Origin of the sequence: Algibacter agarivorans (assembly GCF_039543245.1) — a bacterium.
In the GTDB taxonomy this organism is placed as follows: Bacteria; Bacteroidota; Bacteroidia; order Flavobacteriales; family Flavobacteriaceae; genus Algibacter_G; species Algibacter_G agarivorans.
The window spans coordinates 110600-127931 of sequence record NZ_BAABJJ010000012.1 but is presented as its reverse complement, the minus strand read 5'-3'; the positions used below and the strand labels follow the sequence as shown (position 1 = coordinate 127931).

17 protein-coding genes and 1 pseudogene are annotated in these 17332 nt (G+C 31.8%); 13 read left to right on the top strand and 5 right to left on the bottom strand.

Annotated features, from left to right (window positions below; all coding sequences use genetic code 11):
- The first annotated feature begins 3 nt into the window (after positions 1–3).
- The 8 genes and pseudogenes from ABD935_RS05425 (at position 4) to ABD935_RS05390 (ending at position 5589) form a co-directional block, all read left to right on the top strand.
- On the top strand, positions 4–327 hold the full coding sequence (locus tag ABD935_RS05425; protein ID WP_345190652.1) for a DUF4286 family protein: 324 nt from the start codon (positions 4–6) through the stop codon (positions 325–327).
- Positions 328–359: 32 nt separating this feature from the next.
- Positions 360–1154: a 16S rRNA (adenine(1518)-N(6)/adenine(1519)-N(6))-dimethyltransferase RsmA gene (rsmA, locus tag ABD935_RS05420; RefSeq protein ID WP_345190651.1), complete on the top strand. Its 795-nt coding sequence runs from the start codon at positions 360–362 to the stop codon at positions 1152–1154.
- A 20-nt stretch (positions 1155–1174) separates the two neighbouring features.
- Entirely contained in the window at positions 1175–2548 is a 1374-nt protein-coding gene (gene mgtE / locus ABD935_RS05415) for a magnesium transporter (RefSeq protein WP_345190650.1), read from the top strand.
- A 174-nt stretch (positions 2549–2722) separates the two neighbouring features.
- Positions 2723–3658: a 2-hydroxyacid dehydrogenase gene (locus ABD935_RS05410; protein ID WP_345190649.1), complete on the top strand. Its 936-nt coding sequence runs from the start codon at positions 2723–2725 to the stop codon at positions 3656–3658.
- A 28-nt stretch (positions 3659–3686) separates the two neighbouring features.
- The gene (locus tag ABD935_RS05405) at positions 3687–4148 is read left to right on the top strand and encodes a DUF1801 domain-containing protein (protein ID WP_345190648.1); all 462 of its coding nucleotides are present in this window, start codon (positions 3687–3689) and stop codon (positions 4146–4148) included.
- A gap of 58 nt (positions 4149–4206) precedes the next feature.
- Positions 4207–4571, top strand: a pseudogene (locus ABD935_RS05400) (VOC family protein).
- Between the two features lie 31 nt (positions 4572–4602).
- Positions 4603–5367, top strand: a complete 765-nt coding sequence (locus tag ABD935_RS05395; RefSeq protein ID WP_345190646.1) for a TSUP family transporter — start codon at positions 4603–4605, stop codon at positions 5365–5367.
- A gap of 57 nt (positions 5368–5424) precedes the next feature.
- A complete protein-coding gene (locus ABD935_RS05390) occupies positions 5425–5589 on the top strand; it encodes a hypothetical protein (protein ID WP_345190645.1) in 165 nt (54 codons plus the stop codon).
- A 486-nt stretch (positions 5590–6075) separates the two neighbouring features.
- On the opposite strand, the gene ABD935_RS05385 is transcribed toward ABD935_RS05390, so the two are convergent.
- On the bottom strand, positions 6076–8580 hold the full coding sequence (locus ABD935_RS05385) for a TonB-dependent receptor (protein WP_345190644.1): 2505 nt from the start codon (positions 8578–8580) through the stop codon (positions 6076–6078).
- Positions 8581–8790: 210 nt separating this feature from the next.
- Here ABD935_RS05385 and ABD935_RS05380 point away from each other — a divergent pair, with 210 nt between their 5' ends.
- From ABD935_RS05380 to ABD935_RS05365, 4 genes are all read left to right on the top strand, one after another.
- Positions 8791–9795, top strand: a complete 1005-nt coding sequence (locus tag ABD935_RS05380) for a LacI family DNA-binding transcriptional regulator (protein ID WP_345190642.1) — start codon at positions 8791–8793, stop codon at positions 9793–9795.
- Positions 9796–10142: 347 nt separating this feature from the next.
- Positions 10143–10289: a hypothetical protein gene (locus ABD935_RS05375; RefSeq protein WP_345190641.1), complete on the top strand. Its 147-nt coding sequence runs from the start codon at positions 10143–10145 to the stop codon at positions 10287–10289.
- Between the two features lie 114 nt (positions 10290–10403).
- On the top strand, positions 10404–12416 hold the full coding sequence (locus tag ABD935_RS05370) for a tetratricopeptide repeat-containing sensor histidine kinase (protein ID WP_345190640.1): 2013 nt from the start codon (positions 10404–10406) through the stop codon (positions 12414–12416).
- Between the two features lie 8 nt (positions 12417–12424).
- The gene (locus tag ABD935_RS05365) at positions 12425–13099 is read left to right on the top strand and encodes a response regulator (RefSeq protein WP_345190639.1); all 675 of its coding nucleotides are present in this window, start codon (positions 12425–12427) and stop codon (positions 13097–13099) included.
- 275 nt (positions 13100–13374) lie between these two features.
- On the opposite strand, the gene ABD935_RS05360 is transcribed toward ABD935_RS05365, so the two are convergent.
- Entirely contained in the window at positions 13375–13872 is a 498-nt protein-coding gene (locus ABD935_RS05360; protein ID WP_345190637.1) for a DUF456 domain-containing protein, read from the bottom strand.
- A 153-nt stretch (positions 13873–14025) separates the two neighbouring features.
- Here ABD935_RS05360 and ABD935_RS05355 point away from each other — a divergent pair, with 153 nt between their 5' ends.
- Positions 14026–14469 (top strand): hypothetical protein, encoded by a 444-nt coding sequence (locus ABD935_RS05355; RefSeq protein WP_345190636.1) that lies wholly within the window; start codon positions 14026–14028, stop codon positions 14467–14469.
- Here ABD935_RS05355 and ABD935_RS05350 read toward each other — a convergent pair.
- The 3 genes from ABD935_RS05350 to ABD935_RS05340 are packed head-to-tail and all read right to left on the bottom strand — an operon-like array spanning position 14466 to position 17329.
- The gene (locus ABD935_RS05350) at positions 14466–15200 is read right to left on the bottom strand and encodes a Bax inhibitor-1/YccA family protein (RefSeq protein WP_345190635.1); all 735 of its coding nucleotides are present in this window, start codon (positions 15198–15200) and stop codon (positions 14466–14468) included. The two genes, ABD935_RS05355 and ABD935_RS05350, sit on opposite strands and share 4 nt — an antisense overlap.
- Before the next feature lie 33 nt (positions 15201–15233).
- Entirely contained in the window at positions 15234–16358 is a 1125-nt protein-coding gene (locus ABD935_RS05345) for a glycosyltransferase family 2 protein (RefSeq protein WP_345190634.1), read from the bottom strand.
- 2 nt (positions 16359–16360) lie between these two features.
- On the bottom strand, positions 16361–17329 hold the full coding sequence (locus tag ABD935_RS05340; protein ID WP_345190633.1) for a lysylphosphatidylglycerol synthase domain-containing protein: 969 nt from the start codon (positions 17327–17329) through the stop codon (positions 16361–16363).
- Positions 17330–17332 lie beyond the last annotated feature (3 nt).

Here is a 17332-nt window from a genome sequence, read left to right as displayed (position 1 = left end):
TACATGTATATATATAATGTTACTGTTAACATAGACGAATCCATTCACAGCGAATGGCTAACTTGGATAAAAGAACACATCCCAAAAGTGTTAGCAACAGGTAAATTTGAAAAAGCGACTCTCACCAGAGTTTTGGTAGAAGAAGATATGGGAGGTGCAACCTATTCCGTTCAATACCGCTCCTATTCCAGAGAAGCTTTAGATGCCTATTATAAAGAAGATGCCGACAAACTGAGAAGTGATGGCATGAAAAAATTCGCAGATAAAATGCTGGCTTTTAGAACTGAGCTTCAAATTGTAGATGAATATACTGTGAATTTTAAATAACTTACTTTTGTATTCAATCCATTCATGAATCTGTGGCATACAATCCAAATCAACATCAAGTAAAAGCAAAAAAATATTTAGGGCAGCATTTTTTAAAAGATGAATCTGTAGCAGAAAAAATTGCAGATACGCTCACTTTAAAAGGCTACAAAAATGTTTTAGAAATTGGTCCAGGTATGGGGGTGCTCACGAAGTACTTGCTTAAAAAAGACACAAAAACCTACGTTATTGAAATAGATGCCGAATCGGTTGAATATCTACAAGCTAACTATTTAAATCTCGCCCCAAGAATCATTGAAAAAGACTTTTTAAAATATGATTTAAACGAAGTGTTCAAACAAGAACCATTCGCTATCATAGGCAACTTTCCTTATAATATTTCAACCCAAATCGTTTTTAAAACTTTAGAAATGAGAGATCAAATCCCTGAATTCTCTGGTATGTTTCAAAAAGAAGTCGCACAACGAATCTGCTCAAAAGAAGGCAGTAAAGTATATGGTATTCTTTCGGTTTTAACACAAGCGTTTTATGATGCTGAATATTTATTTACGGTGCCACCAAACGTTTTTAATCCACCTCCAAAAGTAGATTCAGGTGTTTTAAGACTCACAAGAAAAACAGATTATTCAATACCATGCGATGAAAAATTCTTTTTTAAAGTCGTTAAAGCCGCTTTCCAACAACGCAGAAAAACACTTCGTAACAGTTTAAAAACATTCAATTTATCTGATAATTTAAAAGCAAATAGTATATTTGGCAAACGTCCAGAACAATTAAGTGTTGAAGCTTTTATTGAGCTTACGCAATTATTAGAAAAAGACGTATAGAACCTTTTAATTTTTTCCGTTTGTCAGAAGAAAACGAAAACATACAATTTCAATTAACTGATGAACTCATAGAGCAAGTAGAGCAATTTATCGAAGCACAAAACGATAAAGAACTTCACAAACTACTAGATGAGTTTCATTACGCAGATATTGCCGAAATTTTAGATGAATTAAATCTAGAAGAGGCAGTGTATGTCATTAAACTTCTAGATTCCGATACGACTTCAGATATCCTTATGGAACTCGATGAAGATAATCGAGAAAAAGTCTTAAAGCAGCTCTCTGCTAAAGAAATTGCCGAAGAAGTTGGCGAATTAGATACCGATGATGCGGCGGATATTATTGCAGAATTACCAGAAGCACGTCAGAAAGATGTCATAGACCAAATTGAAGACGAGGAACACAAAGCCGAAATCACAGAACTTTTAGCTTATGATGAAAACTCTGCGGGTGGACTCATGGCAAAAGAACTTGTTAAAGTTTATGAAACTTGGACCGTTGCCGGTTGTATGCGTAGAATTCGAGGTCAAGCCAAAGAGGTAACACGTGTACATTCTATTTATGTAGTAAATAAAGAAGAAAAACTTATTGGTAGGTTGTCTTTAAAGGATTTAATTGTTGCTAAAAGTGAACAAAAAATAGCAGACCTAGTTAAGGTTAATGTAGATTTTGTTAATGTACATGACGATGTAGAAGATGTTGCAAAGATCATGGCAAAGTACGATTTAGAGGCTATTCCTGTAGTTGATGAAAACCAAATACTTTTAGGCAGAATTACTATTGATGATATTGTAGATGTTTTAAAAGAAGAAGCCGATAAAGATTACCAAATGGCAGCAGGTATTACCGGAGATGTAGAGGCAGATGATAGTATTCTTGAACTAACCAGAGCCCGTTTGCCATGGCTATTTTTAGGGTTAGTTGGTGGTATAGGCGCTTTTTTAATCATGGAAGGTTTCGAAGGGCTTTTTACAGGAAAAGCGGTAGTATTATTCTTTTTCACACCCCTAATTGCGGCCATGGCAGGAAACGTTGGTGTGCAATCCAGTGCCATTATCGTTCAAGGTCTCGCAAACGACGATGTACGAGGTAGTGTTAATAGCCGATTGATAAAAGAAATGCTGCTCGCAGCCCTAAACGGTGTTATATTAGCCCTCTTTCTCTTTTTATTTGTATGGGCTTTTAAAGGCGAAATAAACACGGCTTTAGCAATTTCAGTATCGCTAGTTGCAGTCATTATTGTTGCAGGGCTCATCGGTACTTTTGTGCCATTGTTTCTAAACAAACGTGGTATAGACCCAGCTATTGCCACAGGTCCTTTTATCACTACAAGCAACGATATTTTAGGTATTCTACTCTACTTTTGGATTGCTAAAATGATTCTTGGAATTTAGTAGTTGCAATTCAGGATTTTTTTCAGAATAACATCATTTTTTCTTTTTTTACTTGGGCATTACCATAAGGGTCGGGCTTTCCGATACAATCTTTTTGTTCGTGCCTCACAAAAAGGATTTCCTCTTCAATCCCTAACGCAAAAACATCGTATTTTTGTAACCTAATTTATTCAAATGAAAATCCTCCATCTAGATACCAACCACGAATTATTAATCAATCAATTGAATGATTTCGGGTTTACAAATCATGAAGATTACATATCTTCAAAACAAGACATAGAAGCTAAAATTCATGAATACGATGGTGTCGTTTTAAGAAGTCGTTTTACCATAGATAAACAATTTCTTGATGCCGCAACAAGCTTAAAATTTATAGGTCGTGTTGGTGCAGGACTGGAAAATATTGATTGCGGTTATGCCGAACAAAAAGGCATGTATTTAATATCTGCACCAGAAGGCAATAGAAATGCAGTTGGAGAACATACATTAGGGATGCTACTATCACTTTTTAACAAACTCAACAAGGCAGATGCTGAAGTAAGACAAGGCAAATGGTTAAGAGAAGATAATCGAGGTATTGAATTAGACGGAAAAACAGTAGGTCTTATAGGCTACGGAAACATGGGGAAAGCTTTTTCGAAAAAACTACAAGGGTTTGATGTTGAGGTGCTCTGTTACGATATAAAAGAGCATGTTGGAGATATCAATGCAAAACAAGTGCCTCTTGCGGTGTTCCAAGAAAAAGTAGATGTAGTGAGTTTGCATACACCACAAACACCATTAACTCTAAACATGATTAATACGGAGTTTATTAATCAATTTGAAAAATCATTTTGGTTTTTTAACACTGCCCGTGGTAAAAGCGTCGTAACAAAAAATTTAGTTTCCGCATTAAAATCCGGTAAAATTTTAGGAGCAGGGTTGGATGTTTTAGAATATGAAAAAGCATCTTTTGAAAACTTATTTTCTTCAGAATTACCAGAAGCCTTTCAGTATTTAATAGATTCAAAAAACGTTCTATTATCTCCACACGTAGCAGGTTGGACCATTGAAAGCAAAGAAAAATTGGCACAAACAATAGTGGATAAAATTAAAGCAAAATTTTGTTAACTTTATATGTTCTCAAAATGTATAAAAAATGCAATCAAAAGCAATAACACCTCAGCAATATCTGGACGAAATACCAGATGATAGAAAAGAGCCCATTCAAAAATTAAGACAACAAATTTTAGATAACCTCCCAAAAGGTATGGAAGAAGCTATGGGTTATGGAATGCTTGGTTATGTTATCCCGCATACAGTGTATTCCGATGGCTATCATTGCGATCCAAAATTGCCATTACCATTTATGAGTTTAGCTTCTCAAAAAAAATTTATTGCCGTGTATAGCATGGTTATTTATGCTAAAAAAGAGGTTATGGATTGGTTTACCGCTGAGTATGCTAAACAATGTAAGTATAAACTAGATATGGGTAAAAGCTGTATTAGATTTAAAAGAATGGACGATATTCCTTTTGATTTAATAGGCGAATTAACTGCAAAAGTAAGCACCCAAGAATGGATTGGTATTTATGAATCTGCGTTTAAAAAGAAGCAATGATTTCCCACCTTCGAGGAAATAAAAAAATAAGTTTATAATGAAAAAATGAGTAACAGGAATAGGCAGCTTATTTTTTAAAGCTAAGGACCCAAAAGCATCAAAAGATTGATACAAAAAACATTTAGGATTTAATACCGATGATTATGGTTGCGCCTTTTGGTGGAAAGATAAACAAGGAAACGATTGTTCAACACAATGAAGTCCATTTGCAGAGGATACTAAATATTACGAGCCTTCAAAAAAAGACTTATGTTTAATTATATGGTTGAAAATTTAGAGAAACTCATAAAGGTTTTAAAAGAAGAAGGTGTTACTATAGTTGGTAAAATTGAAGAATACAAATATTGTAATTTTGGTCGGGTTTTAGATAACAATGGTAATAAAGTTGAACTTTGGGAATCCATAGACTCCGCTTTTTTGTAAATTCGTTATTTTATTTCAAGAAAAATAGCTATTGACTTATTTAGAAATACTTCAATCATACAATTTAACTGCGTTGCAATGGATCGCTATTGGTTTTGCGGTTTTTTTATTGGGTCTGTCCAAATCAGGAATTAAAGGAATTGGTATCATCATCGTGGTTATATTGGCTTTTGTTTTTGGCGAAAAAGCTTCAACAGGCGTTTTGTTGCCCATGCTAATCGCTGCCGATGTTTTTGCTGTTATTTATTATAACCGCCATGCACAATGGTATATTATAAAAAAGCTAATACCTTGGATGGTTGTTGGTGTTTTAGTTGGTGTTTGGGTTGGTAATGATATTTCTGAAATCATTTTTAAACGGATGATGGCTATAATAATTATTGTTTCTGTACTTATTATGTTTTATACCGAAAACAGAAAGTCCAATAAAGTCCCAACCAATAAATTATTTTCAACTATAACTGGTTTTCTAGCTGGATTCACAACCATGATTGGCAATCTTGCAGGGCCCATTTCAAACATTTATTTTTTAGCTATGCGTTTTCCTAAGAATGAATTTATAGGAACTGCAGCTTGGTTGTTTTTTATTATAAATGTATTCAAGTTACCCTTTCATGTTTTTATTTGGAAAACCGTTACTAAAGAAACACTGGTTTTAAATTCGGTTTTAATTCCAACTGTTATTATTGGATTCTTCTTGGGAGCATACATTGTTAAACTCATTTCAAATGTAAATTACAGAAAGTTTATATTGATTGTTACTGCAATTGGTGGCATTATTATGTTGTTAAGATAATTCTTTTTTGTAACATTATTAGGAGTTCATAGACCTATAATTAGAAATAAATGGACCATGACAAAAGAATCAAGTAAATCCACCGAAAGTGAAGTTGTATATCAAACTGAAGTTATAAAAGATGAAACTTATGATCATAAAGTAAAATTTGAAGCTAGAGAGACTTATTATAATGTAAAAGAAAAAGCGAATACATTGGCTTGTGAAACCCATGAAAAATGAGGGGAAATTAAAGAATTAGCTAAAATATAAGACAGATAAGTTTAATGATGAGGCACAAGAGAAATTTGAAGACGCTAAAGTCGTAGCAAAAAAATATGCCAAAGAAACAGAAGAACAGTTGGATAAAGCGATTGAAAAAGCAACTGAATTGGGAGCAGACGCTAGTTAAAAATTAGAAGAATTTAAAGATGAAGCTAAAGCAAAATTTGGGGTGTCTAAAAAAGCAATGGGATTTTTAAAAACGTTTTTAGACAAGAATTGATTTCACAACTATTTTTTTGTAGGATAATTATTATATTTATAAAAAATGGCTCTTTGTCTGTTTTTTTAAAGTATTGTCTAAAATACAAACAGATAATATTGATGTGACCTTTCAACAAAAAGCGTGTCTTATAAATGCTATTAATCAATAAAAGGGAGCTTACAAGAAATTGTAGCTCTTTTTTGTTTTATAGGAGGTTGTTGTGTTTTTAAGCAACTTACTTTTTAAAACTCACGTTTACCAAATTCACTATCAATGAACTTAGATTTATTTTTAACCGTATTAAACGTGTAAGACAGGTTTAAAGAAACCATATCTACTTCATAGACATAATTAGTTGTGGTAAAAAACTGATCAGGTCTGGAGGTGGTAATACGTTGCTCATTGGTTTTAAACATGCCCATATCGATATTTTGCCATTGCAATGTAGCCGTTAAACGATTGTCAAGAAATACTTTTCTTAATGTTAAATTAGGCGAGTAAAACCTAGAGTCTTCTCCCATGGCTGTATTTCTATCTGATAGATAATTGAATGTAAACTGTAAAGAGGCATTATTCCAAAATGAATAAGTAGAATTTAAATTGAAAGAATAAATGGTTGATTTACTATCAATATTATAAGTTCTTGAAATACCATCTCGGTGGTTAAAATTTAAAACACCATCAATAGCATAGTTATAAATATTGGCGCCAATGACATTGGTCCAGTTTTCAGTTGGTTTAATAGTAGCACCAAGCTCTAAGCCTAGAGCATTACTTTTTCCAACGTTCGAATACACACGATTTATAATACTGTCTATTACAGCTCCTGTAGACTCATAAGCTAAAGTATTTACACGATTAATGACATTATCTACATGCCTAAAATACGCTGTAGCATAAAGAGAATTCCCTCCTTTTATCTTTTTAGTTATACCTAATTCAGCTAAATCTATAAATTCTGGTAACAAAGTGTTATCTCCTTGTTCAAATACTTCAGAATGCTCACGTTCTGCAAAACTATTCATTTTTAGCGTTGTAGTTCGTTCTATCCTTTTACTGTAAGCTACTTTAATATTTGTTTTATCATTTACAGCATATTGTACAGAAGCTGAAGGAAATAATTTAACAAAATCGTATTCGTAAACATTAGGTGTGGGTTCACTTTTTAAGGCCTCGGTATAGGTTCTATCCATAGATTCTAAACGCACACCAGCAGCGTAATCCCATTTGCTTTTCTTACCCGTTAATTGCACATAGCCTGAGTGAATTTTACGTTTTAATTCTATATCACTTGAAAATTCTGTTACCAAATTTCCATCACGTTCGTAAACAAACTCACCTGTATGGTCGATATCTCGGTATTGGTAACCTGTTTCAATAGTTCCGAATGTAAAAGGTTTCCATTCATAATCTAAGTTAAAACGTTTTCCGTAAAGCGGATTGTCATTGGTGTTAAATTCTTTTTGGTAAACAATATTATTGTCAGGATGTCCTAAATTATCATTTTCTGTTGGACCACCTAAAAAGGTGTATTCATATAAAAAAGATGTCGATAGTTTAGAGTCGTCATTGAATTTATGAGCATAATCAAAACTTCCTAAAGCAAAATCACCTTTACGAATTCTTAAGTTATGGTTGTAATATTCAAAAGTATATAACCTGTTCTGGCTACCAATTGGAGATAGGGCATGGTTATCATAATACACAATGTCTGCAAGCCGCTCTTTTGTATGCTTTCCAGCGAAAAACCCTAATGAAAATTCATCGCTTTTATTTGGTGTAAAATCGACATTAAAACGACCATTATAACTAATGTCATCAAAACTACGCTCTCCATCCGATGGCAATAATGTTGTTTTATTTTCAGGTGTGTTTACAATAAACATATCACCTTCACGACGTCCTGTTTTATCATTGCGTTGGTAGCTAGCACCAAGTGAAATATTCCATGTATCTGTTCGTTTATTAACCGTGGCATCAATACCATAGCGTTTTGCTGGTACTTTAGTGTTATAAGGCTCAATTGAAGGAAGCCCACCCCGAACATTTAATTGTGCATAAGTGCCATTGGCAGCTCCTTTTTTTGTTTTTATATTTAAAATACCGCCTTTACCTTCGGGGTCGTATTTAGCAGAAGGCGCCGTAATAAGTTCTATGGTTTCTAAAGCATTTGCAGGCAATTGTGCTAAAATTGAACTAGCATCGCCTTGAGTAGGCTTACCATTAACTAAAACAGTAAATCCTTTACTTCCTCTAACACTTATTTCACCTTGACCATCAACAGTTACAGATGGTAAGTTTTTAATAATATCAACGGCATTTCCTCCCTCACTATTTTGGTACTTTTTCGTGTCAAAAACTTGTCGGTCAATTTTATGCACAACCGCAGACCGTTCTGCATTTACAAGTACTTCATTAAGTTGGCTACCTAAAATTAATTTTAAAGTACCTGAATTAATTGTCTCACCTTTTTTATTAACTTTTATGATCTCTGTTTTTAAAGAGGTATAGCCCATAAAAGAAGCTTCCAGATAATAAGTTCCTGATTTTACTTCATCCAAAGAAAAAGTCCCTTCCATAGTTGTTACTACTCCAGTAACTAAGCTTCCGTTTTGTTTGTACAATGCAGCAGTTGCATACTCTAAAGGTGCGTTAGTTTCTCCATCAATTATTTTACCAGTAATTTGACAATGCATTAATTGGGTTCCAAAAAAAAGAACTAGAAATATTGTAATTAAATTTTTCATTCAAATTATAAGATTTGATAAGTTGAAACTAAATAATGAAATTTTAAGGCAGCAAATGTATGTATAAATTATATTAAACCAAATGCTTTACTTCAGACCAATTGATTTTAAAAAGGTTTAAAACAAATAAAGTCTGAGGCGTAAATAATTCTTAAATGCTAACACTAATTTTGTAAATTGCGTTACTTATAAAATTAGTGTTACTAAAACATGGTTACTTTAAAACAATTAGCAAAAGAATTAAACGTTTCTATATCAACGGTTTCAAAAGCTTTGAACAATAGTGAGGAAATTGGTGAAGAAACAGTTAGACGTGTTAAAGAACTGGCTGAATTGTATAATTATAGGCCCAATAAAGTAGCCTTAAGCTTAAAAAACAACAAAACTAAAACCATAGGTGTTATAATTCCTAATATTCTTAACCGCTTTTTGGCTAAAGTGCTTTTTGGTATCGAAAGAGAGGCTGCAGAGCATGGATATAATATAATTACCTGTATATCTAATGAATCTTTACAAAAAGAAAAAGATAGTTTACAGTTGTTAGGAAATGGAAGTGTAGATGGTTTTATTTTGTCTGTAGCCGAAGAATCCCAGATTAATAACGAGGTAGAGCATTTTAAGAATACAATTAAACAAGGATTGCCAATTGTCATGTTTGATAGAGTGGCACACGATGTTTTATGCGATAAAGTGATTGTTGATGATTTTGATGCCACTTATAATGCAACCAAAAGCTTAATTGAAGAAGGAAGGGGGCGAATTGTTTTTATAAGTAACATAGACGATATAAGTGTAGGTAAGCTAAGAGAACGGGGTTATAATAAAGCAATACTAGAAACAGGACGCTTGGAGCCATTGGTGTTAAAAGTTAAGAAAAAGGATGACCACCCTAAAAAGATAAAATCTTTTTTCAAGAAAAATAATAGTATTGATGGTATAATTGCTGCTGATAGTTCATCTGGAATAATAGCCCTTAACACAGCGGTTAATTTTGGGTTAAAAGTGCCAAAAGATATATCTGTAATAGCCTTTGCTAGTAAATCAGATTCAAACCATACACTTCCAAAACTTACTACAATCCGCCAGCATGCCAAAATTATTGGAGCTCATGCGGCCCAAGTGCTAATTAGTAGAATGCAGAATACATTGACAGAAGAAGATGTTAAGACTAAAATAGTTAAGACAAGCTTGGTTAAAAACAAATCAACACTCTGATTTGTTAATGGTGTTTCATCGATAAAACGCACTTAATCGATAAAAACATGCATTTTGTCGAATATATTACTGATACCAATGCGGTTTAGCGTATTTTAGCAGTCCTTAAACGAGCGACCAAGTATTTCCCTAAGTTCATTTAAGAATCTTAATCCATTTTGACTTTTCAAGTCATATTCCCTCAAAAATAATAGTTATAGAATCGTTCTGCATAGTTATATGTATTCGGTTTTAAGTTAATTATCCATTTTCCCTCAACCAAGATTTTGTTTTCAAAGTCTTAGTTAACACGTTTTTATTTAAAAATAGAGAAAATAATATAACCTTAACTTTAAAATTGAATATTTATGAAAACCCTAAAAATTACTTTGATCTTAGCCTTATTTTTTGCATCATTAACGTCTTGTACAAAACAAGATTTAAATGAGGATGATGTGTTGCTTAACACTGATACACAATCCCTTTTAAAAGATGGTCAAGTTTCTGAGAGATAGAAATTTCTTTTAGAATTTTAACAAAAAAAGCCCTTGTCATTAGATAAGGGCTTTATCTTTTAATAAAAATCAAAAAATTATAGATACATTTGAAATATCCTATATTTTAATGTATTGAAACTTAAGTTTTTTTTTCTTCTCATTTTTTTTCCATCAGTCTCTTTTGCACAAGAAGACCTCAAGGCCAGTATTGATAGCATCGAATTTTATTTGATCAATTCGCATAAAAGCACATTTAATAATTTTGAAGAAAGACTATCTAATGCACTTCGAGCCAAAGAGATATCAGAAAGACAGAAGATAGATACTTTAGAAGTGAAAAGCTATATTAGTTTGTCTTCAATATATAGAGATAACGGCAATGTCAATTTATTTTTAAAATATAGCCATAAGGGTTTAAAATTAGCCAGCAAAATAAATGAGACCTCTCTATTAGCTCAAATAAACAAGAGCCTAGGGTATTATTATTATGATGTAATGGTTGATAGTGCTTACTATTACAATAATAAGGCCGAGAAATTATTTAGAGGGTTAAAAGATAAATTTAATACGGCTGTTGTTCTTTTAGACATCTCAATACTTCAACGTATTGATAAAGACTATACAGGAAGTGAATTAACAAGTGTTGAAGGCTTGTCTTTACTCGATCAACTGGATGAAACAGAAGGCGTTAAAAAGTATAAGTCATACTTCTATAATAATCTTGGTATTGTTTTTAAGGAATTAAGTCAATGGGAAGAATCTATCAAATACAATAATAGGGCATTAGACATAAAGAAGCAGTTGCAGGGCAATAACAAAGCGACTATAGATAATCAAAAAAATAACATAGCTAACGTTTATAAAAATTCAAAGGATTATGATTTAGCTTTAGAATATTACAATGAATTATTATCTAGGAAAAACTTGATAAATGACCGTCCAGATTTTTATGCTATGGTACTGGATAATTATGCCCACACATTGTATTTGTCAAAAAATCTAGAACAATTACCTGGATTATATTTAAAGGCACTAAGTGTTTCAGATACTATTGATGATGTGTATAACAATATTATCTTAAATCTTCATTTAGCTGAGTATTATAATGATCTTAATAAAAAGGATTCGGCTAAATATTATGCTTATAAAGCAAAAGGAATTTCTAAAGAGTTTTCAAAAGACACATATTTAGAATCTTTGTTGGTGCTTTCAAAAATTGAAAAAGATAGTATTGCTGTAAAATACTATGATGCTTATATCGAGCTAAACGATAGTCTAATAAAAAATGAAAGAAGTATAAGAAATAAGTTTACAAGAATTCAATATGAAACTGATAAGATAGAAGAAGAAAACATACAGATAGCCAAAGAACGTATGTGGCTTTTAATTATTTCTGTAGTCGTAATTTTAGCTTCTTTCCTGTTATATCTAGTAGTTACTCAACGAAATAAAAATAAAGAATTGCAATTTATACAGAAACAACAAGAAACCAATGAGGAGATTTATAACCTCATGCTATCTCAAAATGAAAGTATTGAAGAAGCAAGGACACAAGAGAAAAAACGAATCTCTGAAGAGTTGCACGATGGGGTTTTAGGGCGTTTGTTTGGAACTAGATTAAGTTTAGATAGCCTGAATATGGGCACCACTGCGGATGCTATAAAAACAAGAGGTGAATATATTGTTGAATTAAAAACGATTGAAGAGGATATTAGAAAAGTATCGCACGAGTTAAATACCGATTTTGTTTCAGGCTCTGGATTTATTGATATTATTAAAACATTGGTTGAAACACAAACATTAGCGTATGGCTTACATTATAATTTTGAACATGATGGTACAATAAATTGGGACGGCGTATCTAATAAAAAGAAGATTCATATCTATCGAATTATTCAAGAATCGCTTCATAACATATATAAACACGCTAATGCAACACAAGTTAGTATTAGTTTTAAATTGAAAAATAACGTAATTTGCTTAATCATGACCGATAATGGTTCAGGGTTTGATGTTAACAAAGCCAAATCTGGCATTGGTTTAAAAAATATGAATTCTAGAATTAAAGAAATAAATGGAATTATAAATATAACTTCTGAAAAAAATATAGGAACAAAAGTAACCATAGAAGTCCCAATACCCTAACGCCAAATATGACTGAAAAAATAAGAATACTTATGATTGATGACCACCCAATGATTATTGAGGGGTATCAAAACACATTACTTTTTACAAAAAAAGAAAATCAAGAATTAGAAATAGATATAGCAAATAATTGCGATGAGGCCATAGCTTATATGGATAAGTCAATCCAAACTGTAAGGTACTATGATGTGCTGTTTGTTGATATTAGTTTACCACCATCTACTGATGGGCTGATGAGTTCTGGTGAAGATTTAGCAGAATATGCTCGCAAAAATTTACCCAATGCAAAAATTATTATTTTAACGATGTTTAACGAATCCTTTAGAATTCATAACATTATTAAAACTATAGACCCCGAGGGGTTTTTAATTAAAAGCGATTTAACCTCTAGTGAATTGGCAAGTGCATTTCAAAAAGTACTTTATAGTCCACCATTTTATAGTGGCACAGTTAATAGTCATATTAGAAAAGCCATTGCAAGCGATATTGTTGTTGATGATAAGAACAGGAAAATACTTCATCTGTTATCTCAAGGTGTAAAGACCAAGAATCTTGCAGCGCATTTAGATATTTCTTTAAGTGCGGTTGAAAAAAGAAAAAAACAGCTTAGGGAAATCTTTGAGGTAAACGATGGGCAGGATGAAACTTTATTGAATAAAGCCAAAAAGAAAGGATTTGTATAGAATTCATAATGAAAGTATTACAAAATCAAAAAAGCGTGAATTATTTTCAAATAAAATTGACGCTTTTTTGCTATCAAAACCACTGCTACAACTCAAAAGTATAGTTAACCCGTAAACTCGTTACGGGTTTCCCGTAGTTTAAAAAGAAATTGTTTAGTTACATTTGTTTATCAACACTTCAAAAATTAATTAATCCCTCAATTTTTTTTGTTGATAATAGCAATTTACATAGCCCTGTGGAGGTGAGAGACCCACAGGGTTTCTTTTTTTTGCGTCTAAAATAATGCCACTCTATAATCCCATAGAATTCCAATAAAAAGACCTAAATAGGTTACGGCAACCACAAACTTTATAAAGGTTGAGGTTAAAAAACCTATAAAAGAACCAAATGCAGCTTTGGTAGCTGCCTTAGTATCGTTTTTATTTAAAAGTTCTCCAATCAATGCTCCTACAAATGGACCAATAATAATGCCCCCAGGAATAGGAGCAATCAATCCAACAATAAGCCCAATAGTAGTGCCTACCATTCCATATCTAGTGCCTCCAAAACGTTTCGTGCCAATAGCTGGAATAACATAATCCAACAACCAGATAAATAGGGCAATTAGGAATGTTATCATTAAAAAAGATTTATCCATTGGTACAGCGTCTGTAAAATGAACAATTAAAAGTCCCAACCAGCTAGTGAGTGGCCCTGGTAAAATAGGTAAAAAGCTACCAATAATGCCTAAAAACATAATTAGAGCAGCAATGATGATTAAAATAATATCCATAAATGTATTTAAGTTATATACTAGTTTAGACTAAAAACCATGCCGAATGTTACAAATAGATATGTCATTAAGATTAAAATTTTAGAATAAAATTGTACTTTTCGGATTCAGTTGTAATTCATGAGATATTTTTCTGTTTTTCTATTTTTTTTAATGCTCACATCTTGCGAGTATTTCAATGTGAAAAAAACATCTACAGAAGCTATTTTAAAAGAAGAACTACAAACTTTTAACTGGAACGATGTTGATGAATACCCGAGTTTTTCAATATGTGATTATTCTATTACAAAAGAAGAACGGAAAGTTTGTTTTCAGCACACTTTAACGACTCATATTACCGATTTTTTGCAAAAAGAAGCTATTGTTGTTACTCAAGATATTAATGACACCATGATGCTACAATTTCAAGTTTCTAAATTAGGGAAATTGGTTTTATTAAAATCAAAAATTGATTCACTTACAATTAACGAAATTCCAAATATCAAGAGCTTACTTGATAAAAGCCTAGATTCTTTACCTAAAATATTCCCAGCATTAAAACGTGGACAACAAGTAACCACAGAATTTAATTTACCAATAATAATTCATGTGGATTAAAAGCGAATAGCCAACTTTTTCATTAATCGTAGTACTTCAATATATAACCAAACAAGGGTTACTAATAGTCCCCAAGTAGCAAGCCATTCCTTATATTTAGGTGCTTTGTTTTTATAGCGTTCTATATAATCAAAATCGAGAAGTAAAGACAGTGAGGCAAAAACAGCAGCAAGAATATTAAAAATTATAGCTGGCCATGAAGTTCCCCAAATAAAAACTTTAATTCCGAAGAAATCTAAAATCCAAGATATAATATAAATCACAAAAATACTTGTTACAGCAGTTATAATAACGCTTCGTAATTTTTTAGTAACAACAATGAATCGCGTTTGATATAGCAATAGCATCACTACAAAAGTAACGCAAGTAATACCTATGGCTTGATACGGGAAATTTGGAAATCTATCATGGGCATAAGCAGAAAAGCTCCCTAAAAAAAATCCTTTTGCAATGGCGTAAAGGGGAACTAAAATATGTGCCCAATGTTGACGGACAGAAATAATAATACTAATGACAATTGCGGCTAACATACCGCCTATAGAATACCATTTAATATCTGTGCCATTACTGTGTAATTTCCAAATACCTATTGAAATAATTATTATGATGGCTATTGAGAACATCGATTTTATTAAAATACCAGTAACCGTCATGGTTTTAGTATTGGTGTTGCCACCATCAAAAAAGTAATTTGTAAAGGCTGGGTTTGATGTTTTATTGAATAAGTTCATTGGAAGTAAATCTAATAAAAATAATTGGATGGTTTATTTTTTAAAATCCCTCCCTTTCCATTTATAACTTGTAAAAACAGAAATAAAAGCCACATAAACACTAAAAAAAGGATAAATAATAAGCCCTGAAATAAAAGTTCTTAAAACACCCTTCTGATTAAAAAATAATGCCGATTTATAAATTAAATAAAAATCGATATTAAACTTGATAATTAATATATAAAACCAACTTTTAAAGTTAAAAGCTCCAAAAAAAGCGAGGAGTAAACTTGAAAGGATTAACCCATTCATGAGTAAAACAACACCTCCTGTAAATTTACCGAACCAATTATTATAGGCGCTAGTTTTTGCTGCCCAACGTATGCGTTGCGATATTAACTCAGGCCAACTGGGTTGAGGTACGGTTGTTACAATGGCTTGTTCGCATTTTAAATAGTGTAGCTGCTTTACATGTGTTTTTGCTATTTTTTCGAGTATGAAAATGTCATCACCACTTGCGATATTGGTATTGCCATCAAAACCATTTAATTCAATAAATATGTCTTTTTTGTATGCAAAATTAGCGCCGTTACATAAAAAGGGTTTTTTAATGCCAAAGCCACCAATGGTTGCACCTTGTAAGCTAAGCATGTCAAGTAATTGAAATCGATGTAAAAACGTGTTTTTATTAGTGTAGGTTACAGGTGCAGCAATGCAAATAGCGTTAGTTTTTTGAATGTATTCATCGAAACTATCCAGCCAATATTTTGGTACAATACAATCGGCATCGGTAGTAATAATCCATTCGTATTTTGCATGGTTAATGGCTAAGGTAATCGCGTCTTTTTTAGGTGAATTCGTTTTTCTTTTATTTAAGAGTATCGAAAAATCAGTTTGGGATGTATCTAAAGTTTTTTTAATAATTTCAAAAGAATCATCTTCCGATGCATCGTCAACAAAAATAATTTCAATAAGATGTTTCGGGTATTTTAATGCTTCAATAGATTTTAATAGTTTAGGTAAATTTTCAGCTTCATTCCTAAAAGGAATCACTACCGAGAACTTAGTTTTAGCAGGGGTATTTTGTAACTTAAAAACCTTTATTTTACCAAAACCATAAACAAGACTTCCTATTAAAAGTAAATAAATAAAGGTTATGAATACGCTAATTAAGCTCATGTTTATTCGTCGTTTTTCGGAAAGTTAAAGTTAAGCACATAATAACTTCCAAAGATGCTCGGCAATACAAAATTAAATAACCACATGAGCGTAACAATACTTAAAATAGTAAGTTCATTGACTTGGATAAATGAGAATAAATAAACAGCAATACTACCTTTAATAATAACATCAAAAATAAAAATAGAAGGCACTATTGAGGCTAATAAATACATAGTGGTAATAATTGCCATAGCATTTAAATATGTGATGTCAACTTCAAAAAGTTGTAATAAAAAATAAAACTGAAAAGAAAAAATAGCGTAACGGATTACAGAAAGCAGAAAACCCAAAACAAGCTTGATTTTTGGATATGCAACAATAAAATATTTTATTTTCTCTAAAGCAAAACCTTTAATAGAAAACTTGCTTTTAGTCATTCCAAAACCTAATAAAGTGAATGCCATTATTGCAATTACCAAAAATCTAGTAAATTTATAATAATTAATATTTGGGTCATATTCTACTATAAAAAAACTAAATCCAATAAACCCCAAAATTGCGGTAACGCTCATTTGTAACATATTGCTCAGTAAGTTATTAAGCATGATGCGTTTTCTGTGATTGGCAGCATAATAAATAGCTTTTGCGCCATATTCTCCAATTCTGTTGGGTGTAAATAAAGAGGCTGTTAACGCGCCTAAACTTTGCTCAAGTGCATTTTTAAAGCTTGTTTTTTTAATAGAAGTCACTAAGGTTTTCCATTTTAGAATTTCAAAAAACCAATTTAAAATGCTTAAAAGCACTAAAAAAAGAATGGTTTTTAATGAAAAAGCATCGTTTTTTGATAGAAAATCAATAAAATCAGAAAATTTTAAAGTGCTGTTATTTGCTATTTTGTGGTAAATAAAATAAAATGCACCAACTACTATGCTTAATTTAATAAGCACAAAAAAGAATTGTTTAGTTTTGTATGGCAGTCTGCTGTACATGAT